Source organism: Rhodococcus sp. RS1C4 (genome assembly GCF_002258225.1).
Taxonomy (GTDB): Bacteria; Actinomycetota; Actinomycetes; order Mycobacteriales; family Mycobacteriaceae; genus Rhodococcoides; species Rhodococcoides fascians_E.
This window is the reverse complement of the sequence record NZ_NOXZ01000045.1, coordinates 26,013-42,438: the sequence shown is the minus strand read 5'-3', so window position 1 is coordinate 42,438 and position 16,426 is coordinate 26,013. Positions and strand designations below refer to the sequence as shown.

The 16,426-nt window shown below is 66.3% G+C and carries 10 protein-coding genes and 1 pseudogene; 9 read left to right on the top strand and 2 right to left on the bottom strand.

From position 1 onward, the window contains the following. Positions 1 to 187 (bottom strand): annotated as a pseudogene (locus CH289_RS28525) (hypothetical protein); the annotation flags it as partial. Between the two features lie 142 nt (positions 188 to 329). Continuing rightward, positions 330 to 980, bottom strand: a complete 651-nt coding sequence (locus CH289_RS23165) for an RDD family protein (RefSeq protein WP_027498529.1) — start codon at positions 978 to 980, stop codon at positions 330 to 332. A 206-nt stretch (positions 981 to 1,186) separates the two neighbouring features. Here CH289_RS23165 and CH289_RS23160 point away from each other — a divergent pair, with 206 nt between their 5' ends. From CH289_RS23160 to CH289_RS23120, 9 genes are all read left to right on the top strand, one after another. Continuing rightward, positions 1,187 to 4,585, top strand: coding sequence for a transglutaminase family protein (locus CH289_RS23160; RefSeq protein ID WP_094728684.1), 3,399 nt, complete (start codon positions 1,187 to 1,189; stop codon positions 4,583 to 4,585). 48 nt (positions 4,586 to 4,633) lie between these two features. Further along, complete coding sequence (locus CH289_RS23155; protein ID WP_020110137.1) at positions 4,634 to 7,369, top strand: circularly permuted type 2 ATP-grasp protein; 2,736 nt, start codon at positions 4,634 to 4,636, stop codon at positions 7,367 to 7,369. After that, positions 7,366 to 8,274, top strand: coding sequence for a transglutaminase family protein (locus CH289_RS23150; RefSeq protein WP_020110136.1), 909 nt, complete (start codon positions 7,366 to 7,368; stop codon positions 8,272 to 8,274). Before CH289_RS23155 ends, CH289_RS23150 begins: the two co-directional genes overlap by 4 nt. An 80-nt stretch (positions 8,275 to 8,354) precedes the next feature. Beyond that, a complete protein-coding gene (locus CH289_RS23145; RefSeq protein WP_019666404.1) occupies positions 8,355 to 9,533 on the top strand; it encodes a protein kinase family protein in 1,179 nt (392 codons plus the stop codon). A 7-nt stretch (positions 9,534 to 9,540) separates the two neighbouring features. Continuing rightward, positions 9,541 to 10,947: a replication-associated recombination protein A gene (locus CH289_RS23140; protein WP_020110135.1), complete on the top strand. Its 1,407-nt coding sequence runs from the start codon at positions 9,541 to 9,543 to the stop codon at positions 10,945 to 10,947. A 55-nt stretch (positions 10,948 to 11,002) separates the two neighbouring features. Next, positions 11,003 to 13,672, top strand: a complete 2,670-nt coding sequence (gene alaS, locus CH289_RS23135; RefSeq protein WP_094728682.1) for an alanine--tRNA ligase — start codon at positions 11,003 to 11,005, stop codon at positions 13,670 to 13,672. A 2-nt stretch (positions 13,673 to 13,674) separates the two neighbouring features. Next, positions 13,675 to 14,247: a Holliday junction resolvase RuvX gene (gene ruvX, locus CH289_RS23130; RefSeq protein WP_019666401.1), complete on the top strand. Its 573-nt coding sequence runs from the start codon at positions 13,675 to 13,677 to the stop codon at positions 14,245 to 14,247. Then, complete coding sequence (locus CH289_RS23125; protein ID WP_033189681.1) at positions 14,244 to 15,569, top strand: endolytic transglycosylase MltG; 1,326 nt, start codon at positions 14,244 to 14,246, stop codon at positions 15,567 to 15,569. The genes ruvX and CH289_RS23125 overlap by 4 nt, the downstream gene beginning before the upstream one ends. A gap of 3 nt (positions 15,570 to 15,572) precedes the next feature. Further along, positions 15,573 to 16,382, top strand: coding sequence for a shikimate dehydrogenase (locus CH289_RS23120; protein ID WP_020110132.1), 810 nt, complete (start codon positions 15,573 to 15,575; stop codon positions 16,380 to 16,382). Positions 16,383 to 16,426 lie beyond the last annotated feature (44 nt).

The window sequence follows — 16,426 nt, the reverse complement described above, 5'->3', positions numbered from 1 at the left end:
GTGGTGGGTAGGCGCCGGACGGTGGCGGATAGTTTCCGGGCGGCGGGGGATAACTACCCGGAGGCGGTGGGTAATTGCCCGGAGGCGGTGGGTAATTGCCCGGAGGCGTGTTACTGCCCGGGTGACCGGACTGCTCGGGATCGTTGTCCTTGCCGTCCTGGGGTCCGTTCGGTGGGTTCTCGCTCACGATGTCTCCTCATCAGTGGTCGATCGATTGTGCCGCACCGATCCGCGTCTGCGGACCGAACCGGCAGGTGAATCGAAGGGTGAAACGCAGCGAGCGGGCCCGCCGATGTGGAGGCGGGCCCGCTCGCTGATCGTTCAGCGGGTCACTTCGTGGTGATGACCTGGGTTCCGCCGGCGATCTCGTCGTGCTTGCCCTGCTTGGTCGGGCTGGAATTGATGGTCACCGCGATGACGATGTATGCAATGAACACCAGGAGTCCGCCGAGAAGGGGGACGACATTGAGAAGCATGAAGGCGTTGCGTTTCGCAGCCTCTGCCTGAGTTGGGTTGCCTCCGGCGACTCCCACCGTGCGCAGTCCCAGCAACTGCTTGCCGAAGGTTTGTCCGCGGGACGATTCGAGGAAGACGAAATACGAGAATCCGAGGACTGCGGAGATGATTCCGAAGAGGAGGCTGCCGACGAACCCGGATGGAAGAATCACGTAGAAGACCGCGAGCACGATTCCGACGATGATGCCGTCGATGAGACGTGCGCCGAAACGTAGTCCGAGGCTCCCTGGTTGCCCGCCTCCGGGCAACTGTGAACCGGACCCGTATGCGGCGTTACCGCCGACCGGCGGCGGCGGGTAGTTGCCCGGAGGTGGTGGGTAGTTGCCGGGGGGAGGGTAGCTACCGGGAGGCGGATATCCACCGGCGTTTCCGGGAGGCGGGTACCCGCCGGCTGGGTTCTGGGGATACTGAGGCTGATTCGGATCCGAACCGTACTGAGGTCCGTTGGGCGGGTTCTCGCTCACTGATGTTCCCCTCGACTGACGTGATGTTGAGTCGTTGACAAATGTCTGGATTTCGACGCTGAGCGAACCGCACCCGGGGGTGCGTGTCAAGCACTACGCGCCCACCGCCCGTTTGGTTTCGTCGTCGATTCTTCACCGAGCGGGCACAGCTGAGGACCTCTAAGGTTGGTGGTTCTTACCGATTCGAAATTTGTGAGGGGCTCGCCGTGGGCATCAAGGTCGCTCTGGAACATCGAACAAGTTACTCGTTCGACCGCACGGTCCAAGTGTTTCCGCACGAGATCCGACTGCGGCCTGCGCCGCATTCTCGGACACCGATCGAAGCGTATTCGCTGAAGATCGAACCTGCCGAGCATTTCGTGAATTGGCAGCAGGACGTGTTCGGAAACTTTCTGGCACGCGTCGTTTTTCCGGAACGAACCGATCACATGTCGATCACTGTCGGGCTCGTCGCCGACATGGCCGTCATCAACCCGCTCGACTTCTTCGTCGAGGACTGGGCGGAGCATTTCGGTTTTCAGTACGACAAGGCGGACCTGCCGGATCTGGAGCCGTATCTGCGGCCCGTCGACGAGGACGAAGAAGGAAGTGGCCCAGGGCCGGTCGTGTCCACGTGGGTGGAGAAGTTGGAGGCGGCGGCACGCGAACGCGGTGACACGCTGCGCACCATCGATTTTCTGGTGATGGCGAACCAAGCCGTCCTCGGCGACGTCGGCTACTCGGTGCGGATGGAACCGGGTGTGCAGAGCCCGGACCACACGCTGACCACAGCTGTCGGTTCGTGTCGAGACTCGGCGTGGTTGCTGGTGTCCGTTCTGCGCCAGATGGGATTGGCCGCGCGGTTCGTGTCCGGGTACCTCGTGCAGCTCGCGTCCGACGTGAAGTCTCTCGACGGTCCGTCCGGGCCTGCAGCCGACTTCACGGACCTCCACGCGTGGACGGAGGTCTACCTCCCGGGTGCGGGGTGGGTCGGGATGGACCCGACCTCCGGATTGTTCGCGGGCGAAGGCCACATCCCTCTGTCGGCGACGCCGCACCCGTCCACGGCTGCAGCCATTTCCGGCGCCACGAGCAAATGCACTGCAGAGCTGGACTTCTCCAACACCGTGGTTCGGGTACACGAGGACCCGCGCACGACACTGCCGTACACCCAGGAACAGTGGGACGCCATCCGGCGGACTGCATCGACGCTCGATGCCCGCATGAGTGCGCAGGACATTCGATTGACGGTGGGAGGTGAGCCGACGTTCGTCGCCATCGAGAATCAGGACGCGCCCGAATGGAACACCACCGCCGACGGTCCGCACAAGCGAATCCTGGCCAGCGCACTCGCCGAGCGTCTGCGCACCATCTACGCACCCGACGGGTTGGTCCAACGCAGCCAGGGCAAGTGGTACCCCGGTGAGCCGTTGCCGCGGTGGCAGGTCGGTCTGTATTGGCGGACCGACGGTGAATCGTTGTGGAGCGACTCCGATCTGATCGCCGATCCGTGGCTTCCTGCCGACGAGCGGCCCGCCGACGTCGACAACTCCGCGTCCCGGGCTCTGGTGGAAAAACTGGTGGAAGGCCTGGGATTACCGGCAGAGCAGGCACGACCGGCGTTCGAGGATCCGTTGGTGCGGCTACTCGACTACGTCCGGCAGCCGTACGGCGATCCGCCCGTCGACGCCGACATCGAACCCGGCACCGACACCCCGGACGCCCGTGCGGCGTTGCTGGCGAAGCTCGAGTCCAGTACCGACGAACCAGCGGCGTTCGTTCTGCCCATCGGCAGAACTCCCGACGGCACGGGGTGGCGCAGCGCGGATTGGACTCTCCGCCGTGGTCGCATCGTGCTTCTCGAGGGCGACTCGCCTGCAGGCTTGCGGCTTCCGCTCAGTGCCATCTCGTGGACCGGTGGTCCGCCGGAGAATCCGTCGGACCCGACCGACCGCAAGGATCCGTTGCCTGCGCGTCAGATGACGCAGCGTCCACCTCGGCCCGTCGACCCGGCCGAGGCGCGATACGCGCGACTCGCACTGGCGAACGAGTCGAATCGGGGCGTCGTCGGCGGCAACGGCGTGACGGCGCTCGTCGCCGAAGTGCGGGAGGGCGTCCTGCATGTGTTCATGCCTCCCGTGGACCGGTTGGAGGACTTCGTCGATCTGGTCGCTCGGGTGGAGGACGCCGCGTCGGCGATCGAGACGCCCGTCGTCATCGAGGGCTACGGACCTCCGTCGGATCCACGCGTGCAGACATTGACAGTCACCCCCGATCCCGGCGTCATCGAGGTGAACGTTCAACCGTCGTCGTCCTGGGCGGAACAGAACGAGCTGATGGAGACGCTGTACCGCGAAGCACGCCGATCACGGCTGAGCACGGAAGGATTCGACAACGACGGCACGACGCGGGGGACCGGCGGCGGCAACCACATCACTCTGGGTGGCGTCACGCCGTCGGATTCGCCGATTCTGCGCCGACCGGACCTGCTGGTGTCGCTCCTGACTCACTGGCAGCGACATCCGTCGTTGTCGTATCTGTTCTCGGGTCGCTTCATCGGAACGACGTCGCAGGCGCCGCGCGCCGACGAGGGCCGCGAAGAGGCGCTGTACGAACTGGAGGTCGCGTTCAGTGAAATCCAGAGGTTGACGGGGTCGGACCGGACGGCGTCGCCATGGGTGGTGGATCGCGCGCTTCGCCATCTGCTGACCGACATCACCGGCAACACACACCGTGCGGAGTTCTGCATCGACAAGCTCTACAGCCCGGACAGCACACGCGGCCGATTGGGTCTCCTGGAACTGCGCGGATTCGAGATGCCGCCGCACCACCAGATGGCGATGGTGCAGTCGCTGCTCGTGCGGTCGATGGTGTCGAGGTTCTGGGACACACCGCTCGACGCGCCGCTGATTCGGCACGGGTCGAACCTGCACGGCCGATACATGTTGCCGCACTTCGTGATCAGCGACATCGGCCGAGTCGCGGAGGACCTGAGAGAGCACGATATCGAATTCGACACCAGCTGGCTGGACCCCTTCACCGAATTCCGGTTTCCGCGGTTGGGGACCACCGTGATCGGTGATGCGGAATTGGAACTGCGCGGCGCGATCGAACCGTGGAACACACTGGGTGAGGAGTCGACGTCGTCCGGCACCGCCCGGTACGTCGACTCGTCCGTCGAGCGGCTTCAGGTGAAGATCGCCGGTGCGGACGACGGCAGATACATGGTCACGTGCAACGGGGTTCCGGTGCCGATGCTGCGGACCGAACGGCAGGACGTTCAGGTCGCCGGCGTCCGCTACCGGGCGTGGCAGCCGCCGAGTGAACTGCACCCGACCATCGAGGTACAGAGTCCGCTTCGGTTCGACCTCGTGGAAAAGCAAACGGGACGAGCAGTCGGAGGCTGCACCTACCACGTGGTTCATCCAGGTGGGCGGTCCTACGACGGGCCGCCGGTGAACTCGGTCGAGGCCGAGGCGCGCCGCAACGGTCGATTCGAGGAGGGCGGGTTCACCTCCGGCAAGGTGGACGTAGCAAGATTGCTCGAGTTGCAGGCGCGCCAATCGATCGACGTGACGGCGCCTGGCATGTTGGATCTCCGGCGTACGGGTGTCTACGCCGGCTAGTGGCCCGCGCGGCCACCCGCGACGCCCGACGGAAGGAATGACGACTCGATGGTGCCCGTGGATGCGACACCGAGCAGCGTGGCCCCTGTCGGCGCGTCGCCCGAGTCGGTGACGTCGTCGGGTGCGCCCGGTTCGGCGGTCGGATTCGCGTCGACGGAAGCGGTCGAGGCGTATCGCAGCCGTCGGCGCGGGTTGCCGGGCTCGGACGACCGGTACGACGAACTGCTGAGTGACGGCGCCGGCGAGAGAGACGGGAAAGTCTCGGGCCTCCGTCGGCAGTGGTCGGAACTGATCGTCGGGCTCGATCGGGCCGGTCGCGGAGGCGAACGCGCCCTGCAGAATCGAGTTCGCAGCCTCGTCGACGAGCACGGGATCACGTACAACCCCGTGTCGGTGGGGGCGTCCGAGGCGCTCACGACTCCGGTGAGGTGGGGCCTCGACGGCATCCCGCTGGTGCTGGCCGCCGAGGACTGGGATGTTCTCGAGGCCGGACTGATCCAGCGCGCGCGTCTGCTCGATGCAGTTCTCACCGATCTCTACGGCGACATGCGCACGGTCACCGACGGTGTGATTCCTCCGCAACTGGTGTTCGGCGACCCCGGGTACGTCCGTGAGGCGCACGGGATCACCGTGCCAGGTCCACGGCAACTGTTCTTCCACGCCGCCGACGTGGGCCGGGCATCCGACGGTCGGTTCCGAGTGGTCGCCGATCGAACACAGGCGCCGTCGGGAATCGGGTACGCGCTCGCGGACCGCCGTGTGATGTCGCGGGCGACGCCCGAGTTGTTCCAGGACACGAATCCGCGCCCGTTGTCGACCTTCGCTCGCGCCGTCCGGTCTGCGCTCATCGACGCCGCCCCCGCGGCTGCCGAGGACCCCGTCGTCGTGGTCCTCAGTCCCGGATCGCACTCGGAGACGGCTTTCGACCAGGCGTACCTCGCTACTGTGCTCGGGTTCCCGCTGGTGGAGAACGCCGATCTGGTGGTGCGCGACGGATGCCTGTGGATGCGTTCGCTCGGCAAACTTCGCCGGGTGGACGTGGTCCTGCGGCGCGTCGACGCCGAGTTCACCGACCCGTTGGATCTGCGTCCCGATTCGCGGTTGGGTGTCGTGGGGCTGGTCGAGGTTCTACGTCGCGGTGCAGTCACCGTGGTCAACACCCTCGGCAGTGGTGTGCTCGAGAATCCGGCACTTCCTTCTCTTCTGCCCGCGCTGAGTCGCGCGTTGCTCGACGAGGACCTGCTGCTCGAGTCGACGCCGTCGATCTGGGGCGGGGAGCGGCACGGGGTCTCGCGTCTGACGGCAGGCGTTCGCTCGTTGATCTTCCGATCCGTGACGACTCGTGACACCGTCGTCGGCCACGACCTGACCGATGCCGCGGCAGGCGAATTCGTCGATCGTCTGCGTGCCGAGCCGTGGACGTGGGTCGGTCAGGAAGTCCCCGAGTTCTCCAGTGCACCCGCCGGGTCGGGTTTCGGCGGCACGATCGGTGCCGCCGAAGTGGGGATGAGGCTGTTCAGCGTCGCCCAGCGAACGGGATACACGCCGATGACGGGCGGCCTGGGGCAGGTCCTGGTCACCTCGCCCGTGGCGGACCCGCTGATCACGGTGGCGTCGAAGGACGTGTGGGTGCGTTCCGCCGAGCGGGTGACCACGGCCGATTCGGCTGCCCACACGCCGCCCGCCTCGGTCGAGGAGTTGCCGCAGTACGCGGCGACCGAGAACGTCGACGTCGTCAGCTCGCCTCGCGTGCTCGGCGATCTGTTCTGGTTCGGGCGCTACAGCGAACGCGCCGAGGACATGACACGTCTGTTGATCGCGGCGCGCGAACGACACCAGGATTACCGCTCGATGCCGTGGCTGGACGGCAGCGACAGCCTGCCCATCCTGCTGCAGGCCGTGACGAAGGTGTCTCGTACCGGCCCCGGCTTCTTCGACGAGGACGTCTGCGCCGACGCGGTCGCCGAGCTTCGGTCGCTGATGCTCGACGTGGACCGACTCGGCTCGGTCGCACAGTCGGTGGATCGTCTGCAGCAAGCCGCGCGAGGTGTCAGGGATCAGCTGTCGAACGACACCTGGGCTGTTCTGAGCCGGATCGAGGCAGCGCTGGGCGAGCTAACCGACACCGACACCGCCGACGGCGCACAACTGGCGGCGTCGCAGTCTTCGGTGCTGCGCGGTCTGCTGTCACTGTCCGGTCTGGCGTCCGAGTCGATGGTGCGTGACGCGGGCTGGTACCTGATGGACTGCGGCCGCCGGATCGAGCGCGGGCTTCAGCTGACGGCACTGCTGTCCGCCACGCTGAGCCATGCGTTGACACCGTCGACCGAGCAGGCGGTCATCGATTCCGTGCTCAGCGCGGCGGAATCGTCGGTGATCTATCGTCGTCGCAACCGGGGCCGTGCACGCCCCGCCGCCGTCGCGCAGCTGCTGTTGTTCGACGAATACAACCCACGATCGTTGGTCTATCAGTTGGATCGAGTCAAGGACGATCTCGGAGCGCTTCCCGACGCGTCGGGCACGTCGCGGGCGGAACAACTCGTCGAACAGATCGCGGTGCGGCTGCGACGCGTGGATCCGGGCGACCTCGAAAGCGTCGACGCCTCGGGTAGGCGGGTGGACCTCGTCGAATTGGTGGACGGCATTCACGATCAGCTCGAGGAACTCTCTCGTGTGGTGCTGGCGACGCACATGGTGCTTCCCGGCGGGACTCAGCCGCTGTGGGGGACGGTCGGCGGTAACCTCTCGCAACGTCAGACGACGGGAAGTGGTGATTTCCGATGAGCAGGCGGTACAGAATCCGGCACATCACCACCTACACGTATTCGGATCGCGTGACCTCGTCGTACGGACGCGGGTTTCTCGCTCCGCGGGAGTTCGAGGGTCAACGTTGCCTCGAGAAGTCGGTCGAGGTGCTGCCGGCGCCGACGGATCAGTCCTACGGCGTCGATGTCTTCGGAAACGAGGACGTGTACTTCCACGTGACGAGCGACCACGACAGACTGGTCGTGACCGCCGATTCGCTCGTGGAGGTCGACGAGCCGTCCACTCGGGACCTGGAGTCGGGTGCGACGGAACCGTGGGAGACGGCCAGGCCGCAGGCACCGGGGGAGTACACCGCGTCCGGTGCACGTGCCACGGCCGTGGAGTTCGTTCTCGACCTCGTCACGCCGGAGATCACCGACGGCGTCGTGGAGTACGCGGAGGCGAGCTTTCCGGCAGGTCGGCCACTCCGAGAGGCGATCGTCGATCTGACGCACCGCATCTTCACCGATTTCACCTACCAGTCCGGCTCCACGACGGTGTCGACGAAGGTCGCGGACGTGCTCGAGGCGCGATCGGGCGTGTGCCAGGATTTCGCCAGGCTCGCGATCGCGTGCCTGCGGGCGAAAGGTCTTGCTGCTCGATACGTGTCCGGCTACCTGGCTACCGAACCCCCACCGGGCAAGGAACGGATGATCGGGGTGGACGCCACCCACGCCTGGGCTGCCGTGTGGACCGGCGCGGCTGGATGGCTCGCCTTCGACCCGACCAACGACCAACTCGTCGACGAGCGGTACACGACGGTGGCGTGGGGCCGTGACTACGCCGACGTTCCGCCACTACGAGGCGTCATCTACACCGAGGCGGAGGAAAGCAGCATCTCGGTGTCCGTGGACGTCGCTCCGGTCGGTTTTCCTGCGTCGTGACGAAATCGGTACGTAGGTTCCTCCAGTAGGTGCCGTCAGGCGCCACAGTCTGTCGGAACTACCGGGTATCTTGGTAGCCGATGACCGCGACATTGGCAGACCCTGTATCCGAGGTGGTGGCCGCCGCTCAGCACCTGCTGACGAGGCGCACCGGCGCACCTGTCAGGCTGGTGGACCCAGTCGATCTCGGAGGCAGTGGTCAAGCAACCGTCCTCCGAGTTCGGGTGGCGGAAAACCCCTTTCAGCTGCCACGCACTCTCGTGATCAAGCAGGTCAGGGAAGCGTCTGCCGATCTCGGTCCCGAGGTCGACTCGGCGGCCGACACCGAGTCCGGTGGCCCCTCCGCGTTTCTTCGGGAAGCCGCGTCGTACCAATTCGCCACGGCACTCGCCACCGACAGCAGGCCAGGTCCGGATCTGCTCGCCTACGATCTGGGTGCACGTCTGCTGATTCTCAGCGATCTCGGCGACGCGAGCCCCATCACGGCGCTACTGAAGCACTCCGATGCAGCGTCGGTCACCAACTCGCTGATGGCCATGGCGCAGGCGCTCGGGCGTATGCACGCTGCGACGGTGGGCCGAGAAGACGATTTCGCGGCACTGCTCCGTCGGGCCGGTGTACCGACCAGTGCCGACGGTATCTCGGCGCAGATCCCCGACGCGCTCGTCGCCGTCCCCCGGATGCTCGAGGAGGACCTCGGCATCACCGACACTCCGGACGCTGTGCGTGAACGTGTCGAGCGCAGCGGCCGCCTGTTCGCCCACGGTGCGTTTCGTGCTTTCAGTCCGTCCGACCTCTGCCCGGACAACATCCTCGTCAACGAGGAAGGTGTCCGCTTCCTGGACTACGAGTGGGGTGGCTTCCGCGACGCCACACTGGACATCACGTACGCGCTGGCGTCGTTCCCCGGCTGCCTGTGCCACTTCGAGCTGTCCGCCGACCGAGCGCAGGCCATGATCGACGCGTGGCGCGCCGAGGTCGTCGGCATCTGGCCGCATCTGGCCGACGACGGTGTTCTGGCGTCGAAGATCCTGGATGCGCAGCTCATCTGGGTCTGGTTGACGACGTACTGGTTCCTCCCGAACGACCACACCCGTATCGCTGCTGCGCGCGCGCATCATCTGTCGGTGCCGCGTTCGGATGCGCTCATCTCTCGATGGAACGTCCTCGTCGACCAAGCAACTCGGACGGGTGACACCGATGTCGCCGCGTTCGCCCTCCGCGTCGTCACGGCGCTGGAGAGCAAGTGGGATCGCTGATCGGGGAATGAACGCGAGTTTCGGCTCCGGTCTGGACGACAACGACGACCACGGTCTGTTCGACGCGCCGACCGACGAGCCATCCACCCCGGGTGAGCTGGATTCGGTCCCCGAACAGTCGTTTCAGGCGCGTCCGTACACGCCACCCGAGGCGCCGTTGGCGGTGCGGATGCGCCCCGTCACGCTGGACGAGGTCGTCGGCCAGAGCCATCTGCTGAAGCCGGGAGCACCTCTGCGGCGGCTCGTCGACGGTTCCGGCGCGTCGTCGGTCATGCTCTACGGACCTCCGGGGACGGGCAAGACCACGCTCGCCTCGCTCATCTCGGGCGCAACCGGACGCAAGTTCGAGGCCCTGTCCGCGTTGTCGGCCGGTGTGAAGGAAGTCCGCGGGGTCATCGATCTCGCGCGACGTCGACTGACGGCGGGTGAACAGACCGTCCTCTTCATCGACGAGGTACACCGGTTCTCCAAGACACAGCAGGACGCGTTGCTCGCCGCGGTGGAGAACCGCATCGTGCTTCTGGTCGCCGCGACGACGGAGAATCCCTCGTTCTCGGTGGTGTCACCGTTGCTGTCGAGGTCGCTCGTGCTGCAGTTGCAGCCTCTCGCGTCGTCGGACATCGAGATGTTGCTGACCCGCGCTGCGAACGATCCACGCGGACTCGACGGTGCGGTGTCCATCGACGAGGACGCGATGGAACATCTCGTCCGACTCGCTGCAGGTGATGCCCGACGCGCACTGACCGCGCTGGAGGCAGCGGCGGGTGCGGCTACCGGGCCGGTGCTGGATCTGGCGACCGTCGAAGCGAGCGTGGACAAGGCGGCGGTGAGGTACGACCGCGACGGAGACCAGCACTACGACGTCATCAGCGCGTTCATCAAATCGATTCGTGGGTCGGATGTCGATGCGGCACTGCATTATCTGGCACGGATGATCACGGCAGGGGAGGACCCTCGGTTCATCGCCAGGCGACTCGTCGTTCATGCGAGCGAGGACGTCGGTATGGCAGACCCCACTGCGCTTCAGACCGCGACGGCCGCCGCGACGGCGGTGCAGATGATCGGTATGCCGGAGGCGCGGCTGGCGCTGGCTCAGGCCACCATCCATCTGGCGACGGCACCCAAATCGGGTGCTGTGATCGCTGCACTCGGTGCGGCCATGGCCGACGTCGCGGCAGGGAAGTCCGGCACCGTCCCTCCTCATCTTCGTGACGGCCACTACAAGGGCGCCGAGGCGCTCGGCAACGCGGTCGGATACAAATACCCGCACAACGATCCCGGTGGGGTTCTTCGTCAGCAGTACCCGCCCGACGAGCTGGTCGGGGTGAACTACTACGAACCCACCGATCACGGAGTCGAACGGGAGATCGGCACACGCGTCGGCAAGCTCCGCAGGATCGTGCGCGGTGGATGACGCGCAGGTCGCGGCGCATGCGCGGGCGCCGTGGTTCTCCGGTTAACCTGTACCAGTGCAAACCCATGACATTCGCAGGCGCTTCCTCGACCACTTCGTGAAGGCGGGGCACACCGAAGTGCCCAGTGCCTCGCTCGTGCTCGACGACCCCAACCTGCTGTTCGTCAATGCGGGCATGGTGCAGTTCGTTCCGTACTTCCTGGGTCAGCAGACTCCGCCGTACGCAACGGCCACCAGCGTCCAGAAGTGCGTCCGCACACTGGATATCGAGAACGTCGGGATCACGACGCGCCACAACACCTTCTTCCAGATGGCCGGCAATTTCTCGTTCGGCGATTACTTCAAGCGTGACGCCATCAAGTTCGCGTGGTCGCTGCTGACGGGAAGCGTCGAGGACGGTGGCTACGGGTTCGATCCCGAGCGCATCTGGGTGACGGCGTACCTCGACGACGACGAGGCAATCGCGCTGTGGAAGGAACTCGCCGGGATTCCGGACGAGCGGATCCAGCGTCGCGGCATGGCGGACAACTACTGGTCGATGGGGATCCCCGGGCCGTGCGGTCCGTGCTCCGAGATCTACTACGACCGTGGCCCCGAGTACGGAGTCGACGGTGGTCCCGAGGCCGACGAGGATCGCTACATCGAGATCTGGAACCTCGTCTTCATGCAGAACGAGCGCGGCCAGGGGATCAGCAAGGACGACTTCGAGATCCTCGGTCCGCTGCCGAAGCAGAACATCGACACCGGCATGGGCGTCGAGCGTGTCGCGTTCCTGCTGCAGGGCGTCGACAACGTGTACGAGACCGACTTGGTACGTCCGGTCATCGCCAAGGCCGAGGAACTCAGCGGACGCACGTACGGCGTCGATCACACCGACGATGTTCGTTTTCGTGTCATCGCGGACCACGCCCGCACGGCGGCACTGCTGATCTCCGACGGAGTCAACCCCGGCAACGACGGACGCGGTTACGTACTGCGGCGTCTGCTGCGCAGAATCGTGCGGTCCGCACGTCTGCTCGGTGCACCGGATCAGACGATGGCTCAGCTGATCACCGTCGTCCGAGACACGATGGCCGAGTCGTACCCCGAGTTGGTCTCCGGGTTCGACCGCATCCTCAACGTCTCGGTCGGCGAGGAGACGGCGTTCCTGAAGACCCTGACTTCGGGGTCCAAGCTGTTCGACACGGCCGCGGAGACGGTCAAGTCCTCGGGCAGGAAGACGATCGGCGGTGCCGAAGCGTTCGCGCTGCACGACACCTACGGATTCCCGATCGACCTGACGCTCGAGATGGCGTCGGAGGCGGGGCTGACCGTCGACGAGGACGGGTTCCGGTCGCTCATGGCCGAGCAACGTCAACGCGCCAAGGACGACGCCCGGGCCCGCAAGCATGCGCACACCGACCTGTCGGTGTACAAGGAAGTCGTCGATCGTGGGCCGACCGAGTTCACCGGGTTCGACGAGTTGTCCTCGGAGGCGAACGTTCTCGCCCTGATCTCCGGCGGCGTCCGTGTCCCGACGGCCACTGCCGGGGAATCTGTCGAGGTGATCCTCGACCGGAGTCCGCTGTATGCGGAGTCCGGTGGTCAGATCGCGGACATCGGCACCATCACGGCGCCTGGACTGTCGGTCGAGGTCGACGATGTGCAGAAGATCGCCAAGAAGGTGTGGACGCACAAGGTGACGGTGCAGACAGGGCAGATCACCGAAGGCGACGTGGTACGTGTGTCCGTCGATCCGGCGTGGCGCAAGGGCGCGACGCAGGGCCACTCGGGTACGCACATGGTGCACGCCGCACTCCGACAGATTCTGGGCCCCAACGCAACTCAGGCCGGTTCGCTGAACAAGCCCGGCTATCTGCGGTTCGACTTCTCGTGGCAGGGTGCGCTGACGGAATCGCAGCGAAGCGACATCGAAGCCGTCGCGAACGATGCGATCGGCGCCGACTTCGCGGTCAACACGTCCGTGACTGATCTCGCGAGTGCCAAGGCGATGGGCGCGATGGCGCTGTTCGGTGAGAACTACGGCGACGAGGTGCGTGTCGTGGAGATCGGCGGGCCGTTCTCGATGGAGCTGTGCGGCGGCACGCACGTCGAGCATTCCTCGCAGATCGGGCCCGTCACATTGCTGGGAGAGTCGTCGGTCGGGTCGGGTGTGCGCCGCGTGGAGGCATTCGTCGGACTCGATTCGTACCGGTACCTGGCGAAGGAACGTGCGCTTCTCGCGGGAGTCGCGTCGTCCCTGAAGGTTCCGAGCGAGGAGGTGCCGGCCCGAATCGAGACGCTGGTGGAGAAGCTCCGCGTGGCGGAGAAGGAGCTCGAGGCCGTCAAGGCTGCTGCGGTTCTGTCCTCGGCCGGGGATCTGGCCGCCGGCGCGGAGCGGATCGGCAGCGTTCGGGCGGTCATCTCTCGGGCACCGGACGGTGTGGGCGGAAACGACCTGCGGACCCTCGCGACCGACGTACGAGGCAGGCTCGGCAGTGACCCGGCGGTCGTCGTGCTGTTCGGCTCGGTGGACGGCAAGGTGCCGTTCGTCGTCGTCACCAACAAGGCCGCTCAGGACGCAGGCGTGAAGGCAGGCGAACTCGTCGGCAGTTTCGGTCCGGCGATCGGCGGACGTGGCGGCGGTAAAGCCGATTCCGCGCAGGGTTCCGGATCCGATCCGGACGGCATCGCCCAGGCCCTCGTGGCCGTCCGTGCTCGTATCTCCGAAGCAGTCGACGCCTGATCGTGAGTGAATCCACAGCCCGATCCGGCGCCGGTCGGACGCCGGATCGGCCAGGGTTCGACGACCCGGGACCAGGGAGACGGCTCGGGATCGACGTCGGCAGTGTCCGTATCGGTGTCGCATCGAGCGACCCGGGATGCGTACTGGCCACACCGGTCGAGACCGTGGCCAGAGCCAAGGCGAAAGGCGCGGACGCATCCGATGTCGCTCGTGTCGTCGAGCTCGCCCGCGAATACGAGGTCGTCGAGATCGTCGTCGGGTTGCCGCGGACGTTGCGCGGCGAGAGCGGCTCCGCCGTCAAAGCAGCCCAGGGTTTCGCTCGCGTACTCGCACGGCACATACCGGACGTTCCGATCCGTATGGCCGACGAACGACTCACCACGGTGACGGCGTCGCGTGCGCTGCGCGACAGCGGCGTTCGCGCGAAAGCCCAACGCGGCGTGATCGATCAGGCCGCGGCCGTCGCAATCCTTCAGGGATGGCTGGACGAACGTTCGGCGCATCTCGCTCGGCAAGAACACCCAGTTTCCACCCCGTCGGAAGAGCAGAGTCGCATCCCGGAGGTCGGCGAGTGAACTACAGGCAGCACGAGGACGAGGCCCACACCGATCCGATCGGCTACCCGACCGGGGAGGGCAGCGAGTTCCATCGTGCCGTACACGAGGGCGCTGCCCCCAGAGGCCTGCCGCAGGAGGTCGGCCGGAGCAGGGCGCAGACAAGGCACGCACGCAAAGCCGGTAGCCGGCGCAAGCGCGGCCGCATCATCGGGGCCACACTCGGCCTCGTCCTGATTCTCGTGCTCGCGGGCGGAGGCTACTTCGTGTACGACCGGTTCTCCGGTGGCGCTGTCGTCGCGGAGGATTACCCGGCCGGTGCCCGCGGAGACTCCGTCGTCGTCCGGGTCCATCCCGGTGACACGGCGCAGCAGATCGGCGGCGAGGCCGTCGCCAAGGGAGTCGTCGCCAGCGAGGGGGCGTTCATGGGCGCCGCAGTCCAGAACTCCGCGATGGCGTCGGTGCAGCCGGGTTACTACCTGCTGCCCAGCAATGTGCCGGCATCCGAAGCCGTCGCCACTCTGGTGGACCCGGCGTCGCGCGTCGGAAGTGTGGTGATCTCCGAGGGACGCCAGCTGCACGACTCGCGTGACGTCAACACCGACGCGGTCAAGAAGGGCATCTACACGCTGTTGTCCGAGGCCAGTTGCGTCGACGCGACGGGAAGCGGAACCCCCACCTGCATCTCGTACGAGGACTTCAACGCCGCGGGTGGCGTCGACGACCCGACTGCGTTGGGGGTCCCGGCATGGGCAACCGATCAGGTACGTGGGGTCCCCGATCGTGATCGTCAACTCGAAGGACTGATCGCGGCAGGCAGCTGGGACATCGATCCCACCGCCACGCCGGGCGAGATCCTGAGTCAGCTCGTGTCCGAGAGCGCCGCTACGTACGAGAGCACCGGAATCCTGACCGCCGGAACCAATTCCGGCCTCGATCCGTATCAGACTCTGGTCGCCGCATCCCTCGTCGAACGTGAGTCGTTGCCTGCGGACTTCAGCAAGGTCGCGCGGGTGATCATCAACCGCCTGGCCGAGCCTCAGAAGCTGGAGTTCGACTCGACGGTCAACTACGCGCTCGACACCACCGAGGTCGCGACGACCGACCTCGACCGGGCGACCGTTACTCCGTGGAACACCTATGCGATGGAAGGACTCCCGGCCACTCCGATCGCCGCGCCGAGCGTCGCGGCGGTGGAAGCGGTCGAAGCGCCGGCCGACGGTGACTGGCTGTACTTCGTCACCATCAACGCGGCGGGCGACACGCTGTTCACCCGCAGCTACGACGAGCACCTTGCGAACATCGGACTGGTCGAGGACGGCTTCCTCGAGAGCGGCCGCTGATCGGTGCATGCTGCTGTTCTGGGGAGCCCCATCGGGCACTCGAAGTCTCCGCTTCTCCACCGTGCTGCGTACGCCGCCCTCGGGTTGACCGACTGGACGTACGAGAGAATCGAATGCACGGGGGAGCAGCTTCCCGGGCTCGTCGACGGGCTCGCCTCCGACTGGATCGGTCTGTCGGTGACGATGCCGGGCAAGGTCGCGGCCCTCACCTACGCCGACGAACGCACCGAACGTGCTGTGCTCGCTGGATCGGCCAACACGCTCGTTCGCGTCGACGGGCACTGGCGAGCTGACTGCACCGACGTCGACGGTGTGCTCGGGGCGTTGAGGGAAGCCGGGACCGACGATCTGACGGGAACGGCCGTCACCGTCGTCGGAGCCGGTGGCACGTCACGGCCGGCGATCGTCGCCCTGGCCGAATTGGGCGCGACATCGGTCACCGTCGTCGCACGCTCGCGTGAGAGAGCACAGGACACCCTCGACTGCGCGGCGGCGTCGGGAGTGCGCGCAGCTTTTCTGGCCGTCGACGATCCCGAACTGGCCGACACTGCGGCTGCGTCGTCGGTGTTGGTCAGTACCGTTCCGGCGAACGGCGCCGCACCGTACGCACACGCGATGGCGCAGGCTCCCGTCGTCCTCGACGCGATCTACGACCCGTGGCCGACTCCGTTGGCCGACGCAGTCCGCGGCGCAGGCGGCACCGTCGTCTCCGGTCTGGCCATGCTGCTGAACCAGGCGTACGGGCAGGTCGAGCAGTTCACGGGTCGGCCCGCACCCAAGGACGAGATGCGCGCCGCCCTCGCCGCGCCGTAGCGCCGTCCGGTGAACAGCCTGCGCGTTGTCCACAGGTCGGCGGT

What these genes read in the sequence shown, in the direction of transcription:
- CH289_RS23140 (WP_020110135.1), top strand. Translation starts at nt 9,541, where the DNA reads ATGAACGCGAGTTTCGGCTCCGGTCTGGACGACAACGACGACCACGGT.
- CH289_RS23150 (WP_020110136.1), top strand. Translation starts at nt 7,366, where the DNA reads ATGAGCAGGCGGTACAGAATCCGGCACATCACCACCTACACGTATTCG.
- CH289_RS23145 (WP_019666404.1), top strand. Translation starts at nt 8,355, where the DNA reads ATGACCGCGACATTGGCAGACCCTGTATCCGAGGTGGTGGCCGCCGCT.
- CH289_RS23155 (WP_020110137.1), top strand. Translation starts at nt 4,634, where the DNA reads ATGGTGCCCGTGGATGCGACACCGAGCAGCGTGGCCCCTGTCGGCGCG.